The organism is Massilia atriviolacea (assembly GCF_003953935.1).
In the GTDB taxonomy this organism is placed as follows: domain Bacteria; phylum Pseudomonadota; class Gammaproteobacteria; order Burkholderiales; family Burkholderiaceae_D; genus Telluria_A; species Telluria_A atriviolacea.
The window spans coordinates 303,263-321,356 of the sequence record NZ_RXLQ01000004.1; the positions used below are offsets into that span (position 1 = coordinate 303,263).

Below are 18,094 nucleotides of genomic sequence, written 5' to 3' on the forward strand. Positions count from 1 at the left end.
TCTTACATATTGCGGCGGTACTGCCCGCCCACCTCGAACAGCGCCGTCGTAATCTGCCCCAGCGAGCAGACCCGCACCGCGTCCATCAGCTTCTCGAACACATTCGCATTGTCGATGGCGGCTTGCTGCAAGGCGGCCAGCATCTGCGGCGCCTGCTCGGCATTGCGCTTGTGGAAGTCGTCCAGGCGCGTCAACTGCGACTGCTTCTCGTCGTCGGTGGAGCGCGCCAGTTCGATCTTTTGCGGCGTGTCGTTGGCCTTCGGATTGCGGAAGGTGTTCACGCCGATGATCGGCAGGGTGCCGTCGTGCTTCTGGTGCTCGTACAGCATCGACTCTTCCTGGATCTTGCCGCGCTGGTAGCCGGTTTCCATCGCCCCCAGCACGCCGCCGCGTTCGGCGATGCGCTCGAACTCCTGCAGCACCGCTTCTTCCACCAGGTCCGTCAGTTCCTCGATGATGAACGAGCCCTGGTTCGGATTTTCGTTCTTGGCCAGGCCCCATTCGCGGTTGATGATCAGCTGGATCGCCAGCGCGCGCCGCACCGATTCGTCGGTCGGGGTGGTGATCGCCTCGTCGTAGGCGTTGGTGTGCAGCGAGTTGCAGTTGTCGTAGATCGCGATCAGCGCCTGCAGGGTGGTGCGGATATCGTTGAAGTCGATCTCCTGCGCGTGCAGCGAGCGGCCCGAGGTCTGGATGTGGTACTTGAGCTTCTGGCTGCGGTCGTTGGCGCCGTACTTGTCGCGCATGGCGACGGCCCACAGGCGGCGCGCCACGCGGCCCAGCACCGTGTATTCCGGGTCCATGCCGTTACTGAAGAAGAACGACAGGTTGGGCGCAAAATCGTCGATGTGCATGCCGCGCGCCAGGTACGCTTCCACGAAGGTGAAGCCGTTCGAGAGCGTGAACGCCAGCTGCGAAATCGGGTTCGCGCCCGCTTCGGCGATGTGGTAGCCCGAGATCGACACCGAGTAGAAATTGCGCACCTGGTGGTGCACGAAGTATTCCTGGATGTCGCCCATGACTTTCAGCGAAAACTCGGTCGAGAAGATGCAGGTGTTCTGGCCCTGGTCTTCCTTCAGAATGTCGGCCTGCACCGTGCCGCGCACGTTCTGCAGCACCCAGGCGCGGATCTTGGCCGCTTCGTCATCGGTCGGCTGGCGCTTGTTCTCCGCCACGAACTTGTCGATCTGCTGGTCGATGGCGGTATTCATGAACATCGCCAGGATGGTCGGCGCCGGGCCGTTGATCGTCATCGACACCGAGGTGCTCGGGCTGCACAGGTTAAAGCCGTCGTACAGCACCTTCATGTCGTCCAGCGTGGCGATCGAGACGCCCGAATTGCCGACCTTGCCGTAGATGTCGGGACGCAGCGCCGGGTCGGCGCCGTACAGGGTGACCGAGTCGAACGCGGTCGACAGGCGCTTGGCGTCCATGCCTTCCGAGACCAGCTTGAAGCGGCGGTTGGTGCGGAAGGAATCGCCTTCGCCGGCGAACATGCGGGTCGGGTCTTCGCCTTCGCGCTTGAACGCGAACACGCCGGCCGTGAAGGGGAAGGAGCCCGGCACGTTTTCCAGCATCAGGAAGCGCAGCACTTCGCCGTGGTCTTCATAGCGCGGCAGGGCCACCTTGCGGATCCTGGTGCCCGACAGCGTGTGGGCAATGAGGCGCGTGCGGATTTCCTTGTCGCGGATCTTGACCACGTAATCGTCGCCCGCGTAGGCGGCCTGCATTTCGGGCCACATCGCCAGCAGCTTCCTGGCGCTGGCGTCGAGCGCGTTATCGCGTTCGGTAATCAGGTCGTCGAAGTCCGCCGTCCTGGAGGCCAGCGCCAGCATGCGTTTGGCTTCCGTCAGTTGCTGGCGTTCGCGCGCCAGCTTGACCTGCTTCGAGGCGTTCTTGTGGTAGCCGCGCACGGTGTCGGCGATTTCGGCCAGGTAGCGCGCGCGCGCCGGCGGCACGATCACGTGCTTGCCGCTCGAATGGCGGATCTCCGCCTGCGGCAGCTTGCCCGGCGTGATGTGCAGGCCGAATTCGCCGAGCTTCGGCAGCAGGCCGTGGTACAGGGCGGTGACGCCATCGTCGTTGAAGCGCGACGCCTGGGTGCCGTACACCGGCATCTCTTCCGGGCGCTTGCTCCACAGTTCGCGGTTGCGCTGGTATTGCTTGGCGACGTCGCGCAGGGCGTCGAGCGAGCCTTTGCGGTCGAATTTGTTGATCGCGATGAAGTCGGCGAAGTCCAGCATGTCGATCTTTTCGAGCTGCGAGGCGGCGCCGAATTCCGGCGTCATCACGTACATCGACACGTCCACGTGCGGGACGATGGCGGCGTCGCCCTGGCCGATGCCGGAGGTTTCGACGATCACCAGGTCGAAGCCGGCCACCTTGCAGGCGGCGATCACGTCGGGCAGCGCCTGCGAGATCTCGGAACCGGCTTCGCGCGTGGCGAGCGAGCGCATGAAGACGCGCGCCTGCCCGTTCCACGGGTTGATCGCGTTCATGCGGATGCGGTCGCCCAGCAGCGCGCCGCCCGATTTGCGGCGCGACGGGTCGATCGAGATGATCGCGATGTTGACCGCGTCGTTCTGGTCCAGGCGGATGCGGCGGATCAGTTCATCGGTCAGCGAGGACTTGCCGGCGCCGCCGGTGCCGGTGATGCCCAGGGTCGGCACGCGCAGGCCTTCGGCCGCGTCCATGATGGCGCGGCGCAGTTCCGGCGCGGCCTTGTCGTTCTCCAGGGCGGTGATCAGCTGCGCCAGCGGGCGGTGGCGCGAGGCCACGTCGCCCTGCCGCAGCGGCTCCAGGGTGGTCGGGGAATAGGTGGACAGGTCGATGTCGCAGGTCTGGATCATCGACTGGATCATGCCCACGAGGCCCATGCGCTGGCCGTCTTCGGGACTGAAAATGCGGGTTACGCCGTAGGAGTGCAGGTCCGCGATTTCGTCGGGGACGATCACGCCGCCGCCGCCGCCGAACACCTTGATGTGGGCGCCGCCGCGTTCGCGCAGCAGGTCGATCATGTACTTGAAGTATTCGACGTGGCCGCCCTGGTAGCTGGAGATGGCGATGCCCTGCACGTCTTCGGCCAGGGCCGCGGTGACGACGTCGTCGACCGAGCGGTTGTGGCCGAGGTGGACCACCTCGACGCCGTTCGACTGCAGGATGCGGCGCATGATGTTGATCGATGCGTCATGGCCGTCGAACAGCGAGGCGGCGGTCACGAAGCGGACCTTGTTGGCCAGTTTCGGCTGTTCGGGGAGATTCAGTTTGGCGGCGGGAGTCAGGTCGTTCATGATGATCCTTGCGATAGCGTTCTTGTAAGGTATATGACGTTTACGTAAACGTCAAGCGACGTGTCCGTCACGGGAGAAGCGGGAATTACCACCGTCGCTCCCGCGCAGGCGGGAGCCCAAGTTCCTCGGTAACCGACGAACTTGGGTTCCCGCCTGCGCGGGAACGACGCGATTACGCCGCGTGCTGGCGCGTCCCATCCCCCAGCAGCCGCGCCTTCTCCACGCGGAACTGCGCCACTGCCTTTTCCTTCACATGGCCGTACCCGCGGATCTGTTCCGGCAGGTTGGCCAGTGCCACCGCCGTCGCGTGATTGTCGGCATTGAGGCCGGCGACCAGGCCTTCGATCATCTGGCGGTACTCCACGATCAGCGCGCGCTCCATCTTGCGTTCTTCGGTGCGCCCGAAAATATCGAACGCGCCGCCGCGCAGGCCCTTGAACCTGGCCAGCAAGGCAAACGCCTTCCACATCCACGAGCCGAATTCCGCCTTCACCAGATGGCCCTTGGCGTCCTTCTTGGCGAACATCGGCGGCGCCAGGTTGAACTTGACCGAGAAGTCGCCTTCGAACTGCGACTTGAGCTGCTCCACGAAGCGCCCGTCGGTGTACAGGCGCGCCACTTCGTATTCGTCCTTGTAGGCCATCAGCTTGAAGTAGTACTTGGCCACGGCCGTCGACAGCTTGTTGCCCAGTCCCTGCGCCGTTTCCGCCGCGCGCACCTTGGCCACCAGCTGCTCGTAGATGGCCGCATACGCGCCATCCTGGTAGGCGGTCAGGAATTGGACGCGCTTCTTGATCACGTTCTCCAGGCTTTGCGGCATCTGCACCACGATGGCCTGGGTCGGCGTGGCGACCTTTTCCACGCGCTTGAGGTCCACCGCGGCGCGGCGGCCCCACAGGAAGCTCTTCTTGTTCGGCTCCACGCCCACGCCGTTCAACTCGATGGCGCGCAGCAGCGACGCTTCGGTCAGCGGAATGCGGCCCTTCTGCCACGCGTACCCCATCATGAACAGGTTGGCGGCGATCGAGTCGCCCATCAGCGCGGTCGCCAGCTTGGTGGCGTCGATGAAATCGGCGGCCTCGATGGCCGGCGCACCGACCGATTCCATGATCAGCGCGCGCACTTCGTCGGCCGGATACTCCCAGTCGGCCTGCTGCGCGAAGGTGCCCGGCGGCTGCTCGTGCAGGTTGATCACGGCCATGGTGCGGCCCGGACGCATCTTGGAAATCGCATCCTGCGCACCGGCGGTGAGCATGTCGCAGCCCAGCACCAGGTCCGCCTCGCCGGTGGCGATGCGCTGCGCGCGCAGGTGTTCCGGCGAACGTGCGACCTTCACGTGCGAAGTCACCGAGCCGTTTTTCTGCGACATGCCGGTCATGTCCAGCACCGACGCGCCCTTGCCTTCGAGGTGGGCGGCCATGCCCATCAGCGCGCCGACGGTAATCACGCCGGTGCCGCCGATGCCGTTGATCAGGATGTTGTACGGCTGGTCGATATTCGGCAGCACCGGTTCCGGCAGCGCGCCGAAGCCGTCGTCCACGTTACCCTTGGTGACGCCGGTCTTGGTTTTCTTGAGGGTGCCGCCTTCGACCGTCACGAAGCTCGGGCAAAAGCCCTTCACGCACGAGTAGTCCTTGTTGCAGGACGACTGGTCGATGGTGCGCTTGCGGCCGAATTCGGTCTCTTTCGGCAGGATCGAGACGCAGTTCGACTGCACGCCGCAGTCGCCGCAGCCTTCGCACACGGCGTCGTTGATGACCATGCGCTTGTTCGGGTCGGGGAACTCGCCCTTCTTGCGGCGGCGGCGCTTTTCGGCCGCGCAGGTCTGGTCGTAGATCAGCACCGACACGCCTTCGACCTCGCGCAGTTCGCGCTGGACCGCGTCCATCTCCTTGCGGTCGTGCAGGCTGACGATGGACGGCAGCGCCGAGCGGTCGCTGTAGCGCGACAGGTCTTCGGTGACCAGCGCGATGCGCTTGATGCCTTCGGCCGCCATCTGCTGGGCGATCATCGGCACCGAGGTCTGGCCGTCGACCGGCTGGCCGCCCGTCATCGCCACCGCATCGTTGTACAGGATCTTGTAGGTCATGTTGACCTTGGCCGCCACCGCCGCGCGGATCGCCAGGTAACCGGAGTGGAAGTAGGTGCCGTCGCCCAGGTTCTGGAACACGTGCGGCACCTGCGAGAACGCCTGCTGCCCGATCCACGGCGCGCCTTCGCCGCCCATGTGGGTGGTCAGCTTGTTCATGCCCGGGTAGATCGCGGTGGCCATCACGTGGCAGCCGATGCCGGCCAGCGCGAAGCTGCCGTCGGGGACCTTGGTCGAGGTGTTGTGCGGGCAGCCGGAGCAGTAGAACGCGGGGCGGAACGGCGTGTTGATCGCCTTGCGCAGGACCGCATCCTTGGCGTCCAAAAAGCTCAGGCGCGCCTTGATCAGGTCGCAGGTGCGCGCATCGGTGATCAGGCGCGAGACGCGCGAGGCGATCACGCGCGCCACTTGCGAGACCGAGAAGTCGGCCTTGGAGGTCAGCAGCCATTCGCCGCGCGGCGCCACCCACTCGCCTTTTTCGTCGAACTTGCCGATCACTTTCGGGCGCACGTCGTCGCGCCAGTTATACAGCTGCTCCTTGAGCTGGTATTCGACGATCTGGCGCTTTTCTTCGACCACCAGGATTTCGTCCAGGCCCTGGGCGAATTCGCGCACGCTGTCCGGCTCCAGCGGCCATGGCATGGCGACCTTGAACAGGCGCAGGCCGACCTCGGCCGCCATCTGCTCGTCGATGCCCAGTTCTTCCAGCGCTTCGAGCACGTCCAGGTAGGATTTGCCGGAGGCGATGATGCCCAGCTTGGCGTTGGCGCTGTCGATGGTGGTGTGATTGAGCTTGTTTTCGCGCGCATAGGCCAGCGCCGCGTAGATCTTATAGTCCTGCATCAGCGCTTCCTGCTTGCGCGCCTGCAGGCCGAGCGGGTCGGACGAGAGGCGCGTATTCAGGCCGCCTTCGGGCATCACGAAGTCCTGCGGAATCTTGACCTGCACGCGGAACGGGTTGGCGTCGACCGAGGCGCTCGATTCGACCGTGTCGGCCAGCGCCTTGAAGGCCACCGTGCAGCCGGAAAAGCGCGACATGGCCCAGCCGTGCACGCCCAGGTCCAGGTATTCCTGCACATTGCACGGGTACAGCACCGGCACCATGCAGGCCGAGAAAATGTGGTCGGACTGGTGCGGCAGGGTCGAGGAATACGCGCCATGGTCGTCGCCGGCCACCAGCAGCACGCCGCCGTGCTTGCTCGTGCCGGCATGGTTCATGTGCTTGAAGACGTCGCCGCAGCGGTCCACGCCCGGACCCTTGCCGTACCACATGGCGAACACGCCGTCGTACTTGGCCGGGCCGATCAGGTCGACCGTCTGCGAGCCCCAGACGGCGGTCGCGGCCAGGTCTTCGTTCACGCCCGGCACGAACTTGATGTGCTGCGCTTCCAGGTGGGCCTTGGCCTTCCACAGGTTTTCATCGAGGCCGCCCAGGGGCGAGCCGCGGTAGCCGGAAATGAAGCCGGCCGTGTTCAGGCCGGCGGCCTGGTCGCGTTCGCGCTGCATCATCGGGAGGCGCACCAGCGCCTGGATACCTGACAGGAAAATATTGCCCGTGGTCGCCGTGTATTTGTCGTCGAGGGTGACCGTGGTCAGGCGTGAAGCGACGTCCTGCGGCGCAGGCGTCGTTGCCGTGGTATCTGGCATGTGTGTCTCCAAAAGGGTATTCGGGATCGTGCCCGCCGGGTCGGCGCCGGGTAAGCGCTTCGATGACGGACTGGGTGCCGCTGTAGGCGACTGTTTTATATAGCGATTCTACAAGACTCTCCGGTACGGAGCGCCGCTGGCGTGGAGTGTATGACCTTCCTGGCCATAGGGGAAATACGGTTTCGGGATGGGGGTATAAGAAAAAACGATGGCCCTGGCTGCCTGCCGCTTATTTGGGCAGCTGCGCGCCGGGCCAGGCCCCGCCGGCGCACAGGTCCGCCGTCACCTGGTGCACCAGGCGCTTGACCGCGGCCGCCGCGTTGGTCAGGGGAATATTGCGCGAGGCGCACAGGGTGACCTTGCGCGCCAGCGCCGGGCTGTGGATCGGGCGCGCCAGCATGGCGCCGCGCTCTATGTCGGCCAGCAAGGGCGCGACCGGCAGGATGGTGGCGCCCATGTCGGCCAGGATGGCCGACTTGAGGATGGCGATCGAGTTGATTTCAATCACGCTCGACAGGTGCAAGCCCGCTTCGCGCGCCACGTTTTCGATGCGCGGACGCACTCCCTGCTGCTGGGCCGGCAGGATCAGGGTGGTGGCCAGCGCCTCGGCCAGCGCCACCCGCTCGCCCGGCGGGCCGAAGACCGAGCCGGTGCGGCAGATGAAACGCAGTTCTTCCTCCACCAGCGCGCTGCTGGCAAAGGCGCCCAGCTGGCCGTCGTCGAACAGCACCGCCAGGTTGATCCGGCCCGACTTTAACTGTTCGTTCAGATTGCCGGACAGCTCTTCGGTCAACTGCAGGGTGATCTCGGGATAAGTGTTGCGCGCCGCCATCAGCAAGGGCAGGGCCAGGGCATTCGAGATGCTGTGCGGCAGCCCCAAGCTGACACTTCCCGATGGCCTGGTGGTAGACTGAATCACGGCCGAACGGGCGTCGCCGACCTGCTTCAGGATGGCCTGGGCATGCTCGTAAAACACCTTGCCGGCATCGGTGGCCAGCACCCCCTGCGCCGAGCGGTGCAGCAATTGCGCGCCCAGTTCGTCTTCCAGCTGGCGCAGCTGCTGGGTCAGGGCCGGCTGGGCCACGTGCAGCACCAGCGCCGCGCGCGAGAGCGAGCCGTGATCGACGATGGCGACGTAATAGCGCAGCTGGCGTAGTTCCATGAGTCGGCTCGGGATTAGTGGTTTTTGGAAAGCATTAATGCAATAGGGAAATATTGACGCTATACTGGTCGGGTTGCCGCGATTGCGCGAGATTACACCACAGACGGACAGAACCATGCTCAAGAAAATCGACGCTTCCCAACTCAAGACCGGCATGTACATCCATGACCTCAGTTGCGACTGGATGACGCATCCCTTCGTGCGCAACCGTTTCCTGCTCAGCAGCGAGGACGAAATCCGCAAGATCGTCCAGGCCGGCATCCACGACGTGGTCATCGATTGCAGCAAGGGGCTCGACGTCGACCATGCGCCGACCCTGGAAGAAACCCGCGAGAGCACCGAGCAGGCGCTGGTGGAAATCGCCGCGCGCCCGGTGATCGTCACCCGCACCACCCTGGGCGAGGAACTCAAGCGCGCCGCCGTGATCCGCCAGCAGGCCAGCGGCCTGGTGCGCACCGTGATGCAGGATGCGCGCCTGGGCAAGGCCATCGAAATCGACAATGTCTCGCCGGTGGTGGAAAACATCACCGAATCGATCCTGCGCAATCCCGGCGCCCTGATGGGCATGCTGCGCATCAAGACCAAGGACGACTACACCTTTTTGCATTCGGTCAGCGTGTGCACCCTGCTGGTGGCCTTCTGCCGCTCGCGCGGGATGGATCCCGAGACCACCTACCAGGCCGGCCTGGGCGGGCTGCTGCACGATACCGGCAAGGCCCTGGTGCCCGACCATATCCTCAACAAGCCGGGACCGCTGACGGACGAGGAATTCGCCATCATCAAGAAGCACCCGCGCGACGGCTACGATATCCTGCTCAAGTCGCCCGAGGTCGGTCCGATTCCGCTCGACATCACCCTGCACCACCACGAGCGGCGCGACGGCAGCGGCTATCCGGACAAGCAGGGCGAGGGCACGATCAGCGAACTGGCGCAGATGGCCGCCATCGTGGACGTGTACGACGCCATCACGGCCGACCGCTGCTACCACAAGGGCATGTCGGCGGCCGAAGCGCTGCGCAAGATTTACGAATGGAGCAAGTTCCACTTCCATCCCACCTATGCGCAGGAATTCATGCGCTGCGTCGGGATTTATCCGGTCGGCACCATGGTCATGCTCGAATCGGGGCGGCTGGGGGTGGTGATCGAGCCGCACGAGACCAATCTGCTGGCGCCCAAGGTGAATGTGTTCTTCAATACCCGGCGCAATGTCTACATCAAGCCGGAAACCGTGGACCTGTCGCGCCCGCTGGGCTTCGGCGGCGGCGACAAGATCGTGCGTCCCGAGTCGCCCCAGAAGTGGCATGTGGACCCGATGCAGTTCATCAGCGTCGGCTAAGCGGCACGCGCGGCGCCCTGGGGCGCCGGCTTGCTAGAAGAATTCCGCCGTATCGTTCGACGCCACCGCATGCAGCAGTCCGCCCGAGACCAGCTGGTCGTAATGGCAAGCCTGGTTGCGTCCGTGGCTCTTGGCGTAGTACAGCGCCTGGTCGGCATGGCCGAGGATGATCACCGGCGACTCGTACGGGCTGATGCTGACGAAGCCCACGCTCACCGTCACCTGTCCCACCTGCGGGAAATCGTGCGATTCGACATTCATGCGGAAGCGGTCGATGATCTTTTGCGCATTGTCCAGGGTCGTCGAGCGCAGCAGCACCACGAATTCCTCGCCGCCGAAGCGGAACACCCGGTCTTGCGAGCGGAACGACGATTGCAGCAGGTTGGCGATCAGGATCAGCACTTCGTCGCCGTACAGGTGGCCGAATTTGTCGTTGACCAGCTTGAAATGGTCGACGTCGACCACCGCCAGCCACTGCTTTTCGGCATCCGACGGCTGGCGCCGCTCTTCCTGGCCCGGTTCCGGCGACTCCTGCTCGGCCGTGACATGCAGCATCTTGGCCAGCTGGTCGTCGAAGGTCTTGCGGTTGAGCAGGCCGGTGAGCGAGTCGCGCTCGCTGTAGTCGAGCAGGTTCTGGAAGTTGCGGTACACGCTGACGATCCCGCCGATGACATGGATGGTGTCGCTCGTGTACGGGGTCGGGTGCAGGATTTCGAGGCAGGTGTCGACCTTCTCGCCGATCCAGATCGGCAGCCACAGGGTGCGCTTGCCGTCCGCCGACAGGGTCACCGCGCTGGTTTCATTGTTGGCGATGCAGGCCGCCAGGTCCGGAAAGTTGCCGATTGGCTCGCCCGGCGTGTTCACATCGGCCGGCTCTTCCATGCGGGCCGTGCCGCCGGCGCAGATGCTGGCGCGCGCGCGCACATACTGCTGGCCGCGCACATGCATGATGGTCAGCACGCGCGTCTGCGACGCCCGTGCCAGTTCCTGCACCGCCGAGATCACCGAGATGTCGAGCATCGTGTGGTCGCGGTGGCCAGTCATGTCCACCATGTGTTTAAGAAGGGAATCCATGTCGTTCTCAGAAATGTAAATCAAACAACTACCACGTAGTGCGGGCATGTCTTTCGACATGGGCGCTCGCTCGTCTGCCTGATGGCCGGACCCCCTCGGCTGGCACCGCGTCGCGCGCCGCGGCGCCGTGCATGCGGGCTTATTTTGCTTTTTAAGCAATTGTCATGCATAAACGCTCGCGTTCACCCGATTCTACCGTTGTGTGACAGCTTGCGGCTCACCGCACAGCAACTTTTTCACGATCTTGTCGTATATCGACCGTTTCCATAATAACAAAAATAGTACCTTTAGGAAAGTTGTTCCAAGTCAACCCCCTGATTCCCCCTGTCTTTATAGTCGACTCAATGGCGGAAAAATTGAAGTACAGCAGCAACGTACCTCAAGGCAAGGCAGTAGCGCAGCCGAACCCGGAGCCAGAAGTTGGCAGTTTTAACTAACCGGAGGTCACCATGAGCACCATCACCACCGCAGTGCAAGCCTTTATCAACGACGAAGACGGCGCCACCGCCATCGAGTACGGCCTGATCGCCGCCCTGATCGCGGTCGCGATCGTCGGCTCGCTGAGGGAGGTCCAGGTGGAACTGAAAGCCCTGTTCGCTACCGTCGTTTCGGAACTGCAAGCCTGATAAGTCGCTCGTCCGCTCCCCAGCCGACGTCATCCCCGCCCCCCGGAACAGGGCCCTGTTCCGGGGGGCTTTTTTTTTGCGAGACGCCATGCCTACCTTGAGCCCGACCCTGTCCCAATGCGTCCTGATTGCCTTGCTGCTGGCCGCCGCCGCCACCGACCTGGCCTGGCGCCGCATTCCCAACCGCCTGCTGGCGGCCGGCCTGGCCTGCGCCGCCATCCTGCACCTGTGTTCCGGCACCCCGCTGGCGCTGCTCGATACCGGCCTGGCCGGCTTCGGCGCCGGCCTGCTCCTGTTCCTGCCCCTGTATTTCCTGCGCGGCATGGCGGCTGGCGACGTCAAGCTGATGGCCACCGTGGGCGCCTTCACCGGCCCCGCCCTGGCCCTGCAGATCGCGCTGGCCGCGTTTTGCGCCGGCGGCCTGATGGCGCTGGCGATCATCCTCGCCAGCGGGCGCCTGCGCGACACCGGCGCCAACCTGATGGCGCTGCTGCGCCCCCTGTTCCTGCGCCTGGGCGGGATGCCGCTGGTGGCCGAGCCGCTGCCGACCCCGAGTGTGGGAAATATGCCATACGCGGTCGCGATCGCCGCCGGCGCCTTTTTCACTCTGGCACGGCCCTGGCTAGAAATTTCCCTACGGCCATAGCTTGTTCCTTGTCAAACCGGGCCAGGGGCTGCTGACTAAAATAAATTGTGGCTTCTGGAAACGCCACTTGCCGATGCGAGGAACCCGACATGAGTTATACCGCCCCACCCGCAGCGCTTGCGCCCAGCGGCCTGCGCTTGCGCTGCCCCGCACCCGACTACGCCGACGGCAGCGCGCCGCCGCAACCGCGCTGCGTGCGCGACACCGGCCTGGAAGCGGGGCTGATCGTGGAACTGGTGGCCAAGGCGATGTATTCGATCGGCAAGATCCACCTGCCTACCCTGACCGCCAGGCTCAAGCTGTCGATCGGGGTCCTGCGCGAAACGCTCGACGCCATGCAGGCCGATCACCTGGCAGAAGTGGCCGGGCGCGGCGACTCCGACCTCGACGTGCATTACCAGCTGACCGAGGGCGGGCGCCTGCGCGCGGCCGAGTTCCTGGCGCGCTGCCGCTATGTGGGACCGGCCCCGGTCACCCTGCAAGCCTACCGCGACCTGGCCGCGCGCCAGTCGGGCCGGCAGGACGGGGCGCAGCAGATCGGCATGGCCGAGATGGCCGCCGCCTTTGCCGACGACGTGCTCGATACGGCGGTGCGCGACCAGCTCGGCGCCGCCCTGCAGTCGCGCCGCCCGCTGCTGCTGCACGGTCCGTCCGGCAGCGGCAAGACCACCCTGGCGCGCAAGCTCGGGCAGCTGCAGACCGGACTGGTGGCGATTCCGCACGCCATCCTGGTCGAGGGCCGCATCGTCCAGTTCCACGATCCCGCCGTGCACGTGCCGGCCACGCCGATCCACGCGCGCCAGCAGCAGGAACGCCAGGAGCGGCGCAATCCGGACGCGCGCTGGATCCTGTGCCGCCGTCCGGTGGTCCAGGTCGGCGCCGAACTGGCCTACGACATGCTCGACCTGCGCCTCGACCAGGCCAGCGGCGTGTACCGCGCGCCGCCGCATTTCATGGCCAATAACGGCATGCTGCTGATCGACGACCTGGGACGCCAGCGCCTGCCCACCGAGGAATTGCTGAACCGCTTCAGCGGCCCGCTCGACAGCGGCTGCGACCAGCTCACCATCGAGGGCGGCTGCAAGATCGCGGTGCCGTTCGACGTCACCGTGGTGCTGGCCACCAACCTGGCGCCCCAGCGCCTGCTGGACGATGCCTTCCTGCGCCGCATCGGCTACAAGATCCTGGTCGGGCCGCTCTCCGAAGCGTCCTATGCCGCCCTGTTCCGGCGCCAGTGCCGCCAGCATGGACTGGCTTGCGACGAGGCGGTGCTGGGCTACCTGATCGGCGGCCTGCATGGCGCCAGCGGCCGGCCGCTGCTGGCCAACTACCCTGCCGAGCTGATCGGGCGGATCCACGATTTCGCCGCCTTCGCCGGCACCACGGCGCGCCTGAGCCTGGGCGCCATCGAACAAGCCTGGCACAGCATGGCGCCGGCCCTGCCGCCCGCGCCGCCGCCGGCCAGCGCCGCGGCCCATCCGCCGGTTTCCTTTTCCGCCGATAGCGGCACCACCCTGTACGAGAGGATCTCATGAAAAACAAACGCGCATTGCTGACCATGGGCGTGGCGGTCCTGTTCGGAATCGGCGCCGTGGTGCTGGCCTCGCTCTGGCTGCTCGCGCAGCCCGGCAACGCCGCCACCCGCATCGTCGTCGCCAGCGGCGACATCAGCCGCGGGCAGCGCATCTCGCCCGACATGCTGCGCCTGGTCGACTGGCCCAGCGCGACCATCCCGAAAGACGCCTTCAAGGATAGCCTGAAGCTGGCCGACCGGGTGCTCAAGGCCAACGTCCTCAAGGGCGAGCCGCTGACCGAGGCCAAGCTGGCCCCGGCCGGCACCCTGGGCGGGCTGTCGGCCCTGATCAGCGAAGGCAAGCGCGCCATCACGGTGCGCGTCAACGATGTCATCGGCGTGGCCGGCTTTGCGCTGCCGGGCAATTACGTCGACATCATCGTGCACACCGAACGCGAACCGGAAGAGCCGGCGCGGCACGCGCGCAACGGCCTGCATATTTCGAAGATCGTGCTCGAACGCATACTGGTGCTGGCGGTGGCGCAGGAAGTCGGGCGCGACGAGACCAAGCCGAAAGTGGTCAACGCGGTCACGCTCGAAGTCACGCCGGAACAGGCCGAAGCGCTCGACCTGGCGCGCGGGGTCGGCACGCTCTCGCTGGCGCTGCGCAACCAGGTCGATCCAAGTTCGCCGCAGACGGCCGGCGCCACCAAGGCCAGCGTGCTCGAGCAGATCGCGGCGGCCGCCCCGGGCACCGCGCCCGCCGCGCCGGCGCCGGGCGCCGCCGCGCCGCGCAAGCCGAAGCCGGCGCCACGGGCCGCGCCGCGCGCGCCGCAGGTGGCGCAGGCCCGGCGCGACTGCGTCAGCGTATTGAACGGCGTGACCACGTCGCAAGAATGTTTCTGATGTTCGAGCAATCACCTCACAGGATGGCCGATATGAACCGCTTCATCGCACAAGCAAGCATGACCCGCGCCGCCGCCTTCGGCGTGTGGCTGGCGCTGGCCGCCGGCAATGCCAGCGCCGCCGGCGCCGCCCCCAAGGAAGCCCAGCCCCCGGCCCAGCGCGCCGACAGCGGGCCGCGCTGCAGCGGCCAGGCCGCGCATCCCGGCAAGCTGACCCTGCTGGTAGGCAAGTCGAACCTGATGCGCCTGTCCGAACCGGTGCGCAACCGCAGCATCGGCAATGCCGCCGTGGTGCAGGCCATGCTGGTCGCGCCCGACACCCTGTACCTGCTCGGGGTCGATGTCGGCACCACCAATATGATCGTGCAGGGCAAGAGCGGGGCCTGCAGCATCGTCGACATCGTGGTCGGGATGGATCCGGCCGCGCTGCAGGCCAGCCTGGCGGCCCTGATGCCGGAAGAAAAGGATATCCGCGTGCACAGCGCCGCCGATTCGCTGGTCCTGAGCGGCACCGTGGCCGATGGCGCCGCCGTGCTGCGCGCGCTCGAACTGGCGACCGCCTTCGTCAACCGGCCGCTGCGCTCGCTGGCGCAGCAGGGCGGCGACGCGGCCAGCGGCGGCGCCGCCGCCGCCGCCGGGGCCGGCGCATCGGGCGCCTCGGGGACGGGCGCGGCGCCGCCGGCGCTGCGCGTGATCAACCTGCTGGCGGTCGGCGCGCCCCAGCAGGTGATGCTGGAAGTGAAGATCGCCGAAGTCTCGAAAAGCTTGATCGAACGGCTCGAAGGGGGCGTCAAGTGGGGCTTCGGCTCGGGCAGCTGGGCCACCACCCTGCTGGCCGATTTCATCAGCGGCAATGCCCAGGCCGCGCTCGGCGTGCAGCGCCTGAGCGGCAAGGGGGCCCGGCTCGAAGCCCAGAAGCACGATGGCATCGTGCGCATCCTGGCCGAGCCGAACGTGATGGCCGTCAGCGGCCAGGAGGGCAGTTTCCTGGCCGGCGGCAGCATCTTCATCCCGGTGGCCCAGGACAATAACAAGGTCACCCTGGAAGAGAAGGAATTCGGGATCGGCCTGCGCTTTACCCCGACCGTGCTGGGCGGCGGACGCATCAACCTGCGGGTGGCGCCGCAAGTGTCGGAAGTCTCGCGCGAAGGGATCGGCATCTCGGCCGCCGGTTTCAGCGGCGGGGCGGTGCTGCCGCTGATCACCACCCGGCGCGCCAGCACCACCTTGCAGCTGTACGACGGCCAGAGCTTCGCCATCGGCGGCCTGATCAAGAACAACCTGGTCAGCAACCGCAAGGGCTTGCCGCTGCTGGGCGAAGTGCCGGTGCTCGGGGCCCTGTTCCGCAGCACCGATTTCCAGGAAGACCGCACCGAACTGGTGTTCGTGGTGACCGCGCGCCTGATCAAGCCGCTGCCGTCCGGCTACAGCTTGCCGACCGATGCCCTGGCGCCGCCCTCGCGCACCCAGATGCTGCTCGGTTCGCGCCTGGAAGGCCGCCTGGAGCGGCCCGCAGCGGCCGGCGCGGCGCCGCCGCCATCGTCGCCATCGCCCGCCGGTTTCGAACTGAAATAGAGGAGAACGCCATGAACCCACGCATCGCATGCAGCATCGCCATCCTGCTGGCGTCGACGGTCTTGCTGGGCGCCTGCTCCAGCACCCGCAACTGGGACGCGCGCTTCGGCAAGTCGCTGCGCGCCTCGCTGGCGAGCCAGGCCATCGATCCGGGCGCCGGGCGCGCCGCACGGTCCGTGAACGGACTCGACGGTAAGTCGGCGGCGGCGGCCCAGGAACGCTACCAGCGCTCGGCCGACGCGCCGGCCGCGCTGGCGCCGCAGTCCATCGGCGGGGGCGCAAAATGAGGCCGCCGCGGCTTGCGTCCGGCCGCCGCCGGCGCCAGCGCGGCGTCTATGCGATCGTGTTCGCGCTGATGCTGATGCCGCTGATTTTGCTGGGTGGCATGGCCATCGACCTGTCGATGGCCTATATGCGCCGCACCGACCTGCAGACGGTGGCCGACGGCGCCGCGCTGGCGGCGGCGCGCGCGCTCGACGGCACCGAGGCCGGCGCCGCCAGCGCCGTGCTGCGCGCCGCCTCGGTCGTCAATGCCAGCAGGCTGGCCCTGAACGGCGCCATGGCCTGGTCGCCGGCCGCCCTGCGTTTCAGCGATACCCCCGACGGTGCCTGGCTGCCGGTGGCCGCCGTCAACGCCGCCAACGCGCCCAGCTTGCGCTATGCCCGCATCGACAGCGCCGGCCTGGCGCCGGCCTACGGCGCGGTGCGCGCCGTGTTCGCCGGCGCCATCGATTCGAGCTTCTCCACCTTGCGGGTGGAGGTGCGGGCGGTGGCCGGACGCAACGCGGTCCAGATCACGCCGCTGGCCATCTGCGCCCTGGACGCCCAGGCCGCCTCGATGCGGGCGAATACGGCCGGCTTCGAAGAATTCGTCGAGCACGGCTTCCGGCGCGGGGTCAGCTACAACCTGCTCGACCTCAACCCGGTCGGCGCCAACCCGCTGCATTACCAGGTCAATCCCATCGATTTCCCGCCGGCCATCGAGAACGTGGCGCACCGCGGCCTGGCCACCCTGCGCCCGATGGTGTGCAGCGGCAACCTGGCGCTTCCCTTCCTGCCCAGCGGCGCGCGGATCTACGTCAGCGAAGGTTTTCCCGCCTCGCTCACGAGCGAACTCAATTCGCGCTTCGGCAGCGCGAGCGGTTCCAGCTGCGACACGATCGCGGCGCCGGCCGATATCAACGTCAAGGAGTACACCGTGCCCGCCTTCTGGATGCGCATGCCGGCCGCGACCCCCAACCTGGCCGTGATCCCGCCCAGCGCCGCCAGGCTGGTCGCCGGCAACCAGCGCAAGACCATCGCCGAGGCCAGCGGCGCCACGCCCGCGACCGATCCGGTCAGCTACGGCCCGCTGTGGACCTTCGCCAAGCCGCGCCGCTACGTGGCGGCCACCCCCGGCACGCCGGGCGCGGTCTTCCCCGCCAGCGCCTGGCCCCAGCTGTATCCGGTCGCCAGCACCGAAAAAGTCGGCCTGGTCGGCTCCTACCCCGCCGATCCGCTGATGCCGTACCGGGCCCTGGGCGCGTTTCGCCAGATGCCGAGCCCGTCGTCCTATCCCAAGGTGAGCGGGCGGCGCATCCTCAACATTCCCTTGCTGGCCTGCCCGGTCGACAGCGGCGGCACGGCCACGGTGCTGGCGGTCGGCAGTTTCCTGATGACGTCGCGCGCCACCGTCTCGCCCCAGCTGGGCGTGTATGCCGAATTCGGCGGCCTGGCCAAGGCCGACGCGCTCGGCGCTTCCGTGGTGCTGTACCGATGAAAGCGCGCTTCCTGCCACGGCGCGCGCCCGGCATCGCGCATCTCGAACTGGCCCTGCTGTTTACCTTCGTGTCCTTCCTGCTGCCGCTGATCTTCAGCCTGGGACGCATCTTCTACATCTACATGGTGCTCAAGCAGAGCACCGCCACGGTCGCCACCTACCTGGCCACGCTGCCGCAGGCCGAATGGAACTCGACCACCGTGATGGGCAACGCGATGATGAACAAGATGTACCAGCTGGGCGAGAAGAGCTTGCGCGATGCCGGCGTGGCGCCCGGCATCCCGCTGTACGCCGCCGGCTACCGCTGCGACGGCGAAATCTTCTGCGGCGGCGAGCGCCAGGAAACGGTGACGGCATCGATGATGGTGCACGTGCCCTACGGCTACACCATCATGGCCGAACTGGGCCTGCCGGAAACCCTGACGATCTATACCAGCGTCACCGTCCCCTACGCCCGCTGAGCCCAGGAGCC

13 protein-coding genes are annotated in these 18,094 nt (G+C 66.5%); 9 read left to right on the plus strand and 4 right to left on the minus strand.

The window, feature by feature from the left end:
• Window positions 1-2 precede the first annotated feature (2 nt).
• The 3 genes from icmF to EJB06_RS09365 all read right to left on the minus strand — a co-directional run bounded on the left by icmF (window position 3) and on the right by EJB06_RS09365 (window position 8,188).
• Window positions 3-3,290 carry a fused isobutyryl-CoA mutase/GTPase IcmF gene (icmF, locus tag EJB06_RS09355; RefSeq protein WP_126073736.1) on the minus strand — a complete coding sequence of 1,096 codons (3,288 nt, stop codon included), beginning with the start codon at window positions 3,288-3,290 and terminating at the stop codon, window positions 3-5.
• Window positions 3,291-3,462: 172 nt separating this feature from the next.
• Window positions 3,463-7,026 carry an indolepyruvate ferredoxin oxidoreductase family protein gene (locus EJB06_RS09360; protein WP_126073737.1) on the minus strand — a complete coding sequence of 1,188 codons (3,564 nt, stop codon included), beginning with the start codon at window positions 7,024-7,026 and terminating at the stop codon, window positions 3,463-3,465.
• Between the two features lie 229 nt (window positions 7,027-7,255).
• Window positions 7,256-8,188 (minus strand): LysR substrate-binding domain-containing protein, encoded by a 933-nt coding sequence (locus tag EJB06_RS09365; protein ID WP_126073738.1) that lies wholly within the window; start codon window positions 8,186-8,188, stop codon window positions 7,256-7,258.
• Between the two features lie 115 nt (window positions 8,189-8,303).
• Here EJB06_RS09365 and EJB06_RS09370 point away from each other — a divergent pair, with 115 nt between their 5' ends.
• Entirely contained in the window at window positions 8,304-9,524 is a 1,221-nt protein-coding gene (locus tag EJB06_RS09370; protein WP_126073739.1) for an HD-GYP domain-containing protein, read from the plus strand.
• 33 nt (window positions 9,525-9,557) lie between these two features.
• Here the strand turns inward: EJB06_RS09370 and EJB06_RS09375 are convergent, their stop codons facing one another.
• Window positions 9,558-10,598, minus strand: a complete 1,041-nt coding sequence (locus EJB06_RS09375; RefSeq protein ID WP_126073740.1) for a GGDEF domain-containing protein — start codon at window positions 10,596-10,598, stop codon at window positions 9,558-9,560.
• 449 nt (window positions 10,599-11,047) lie between these two features.
• On the opposite strand from EJB06_RS09375, the gene EJB06_RS09380 reads away from it, so the two are divergent.
• From EJB06_RS09380 to EJB06_RS09415, 8 genes are all read left to right on the plus strand, one after another.
• Window positions 11,048-11,224 (plus strand): Flp family type IVb pilin, encoded by a 177-nt coding sequence (locus EJB06_RS09380; protein ID WP_126073741.1) that lies wholly within the window; start codon window positions 11,048-11,050, stop codon window positions 11,222-11,224.
• Between the two features lie 88 nt (window positions 11,225-11,312).
• A complete protein-coding gene (locus EJB06_RS09385; RefSeq protein WP_126073742.1) occupies window positions 11,313-11,870 on the plus strand; it encodes a prepilin peptidase in 558 nt (185 codons plus the stop codon).
• An 89-nt stretch (window positions 11,871-11,959) separates the two neighbouring features.
• Window positions 11,960-13,405, plus strand: coding sequence for a DUF8689 domain-containing protein (locus tag EJB06_RS09390; protein ID WP_126073743.1), 1,446 nt, complete (start codon window positions 11,960-11,962; stop codon window positions 13,403-13,405).
• Window positions 13,402-14,289, plus strand: a complete 888-nt coding sequence (gene cpaB / locus EJB06_RS09395; protein WP_126073744.1) for a Flp pilus assembly protein CpaB — start codon at window positions 13,402-13,404, stop codon at window positions 14,287-14,289. The genes EJB06_RS09390 and cpaB overlap by 4 nt, the downstream gene beginning before the upstream one ends.
• A gap of 32 nt (window positions 14,290-14,321) precedes the next feature.
• Window positions 14,322-15,863: a type II and III secretion system protein family protein gene (locus tag EJB06_RS09400; RefSeq protein WP_229426994.1), complete on the plus strand. Its 1,542-nt coding sequence runs from the start codon at window positions 14,322-14,324 to the stop codon at window positions 15,861-15,863.
• 11 nt (window positions 15,864-15,874) lie between these two features.
• Window positions 15,875-16,150 (plus strand): hypothetical protein, encoded by a 276-nt coding sequence (locus EJB06_RS09405; RefSeq protein ID WP_126073745.1) that lies wholly within the window; start codon window positions 15,875-15,877, stop codon window positions 16,148-16,150.
• A complete protein-coding gene (locus EJB06_RS09410; RefSeq protein ID WP_126073746.1) occupies window positions 16,147-17,622 on the plus strand; it encodes a TadE/TadG family type IV pilus assembly protein in 1,476 nt (491 codons plus the stop codon). The genes EJB06_RS09405 and EJB06_RS09410 overlap by 4 nt, the downstream gene beginning before the upstream one ends.
• Window positions 17,619-18,083, plus strand: coding sequence for a hypothetical protein (locus tag EJB06_RS09415; RefSeq protein ID WP_126073747.1), 465 nt, complete (start codon window positions 17,619-17,621; stop codon window positions 18,081-18,083). Before EJB06_RS09410 ends, EJB06_RS09415 begins: the two co-directional genes overlap by 4 nt.
• Window positions 18,084-18,094 lie beyond the last annotated feature (11 nt).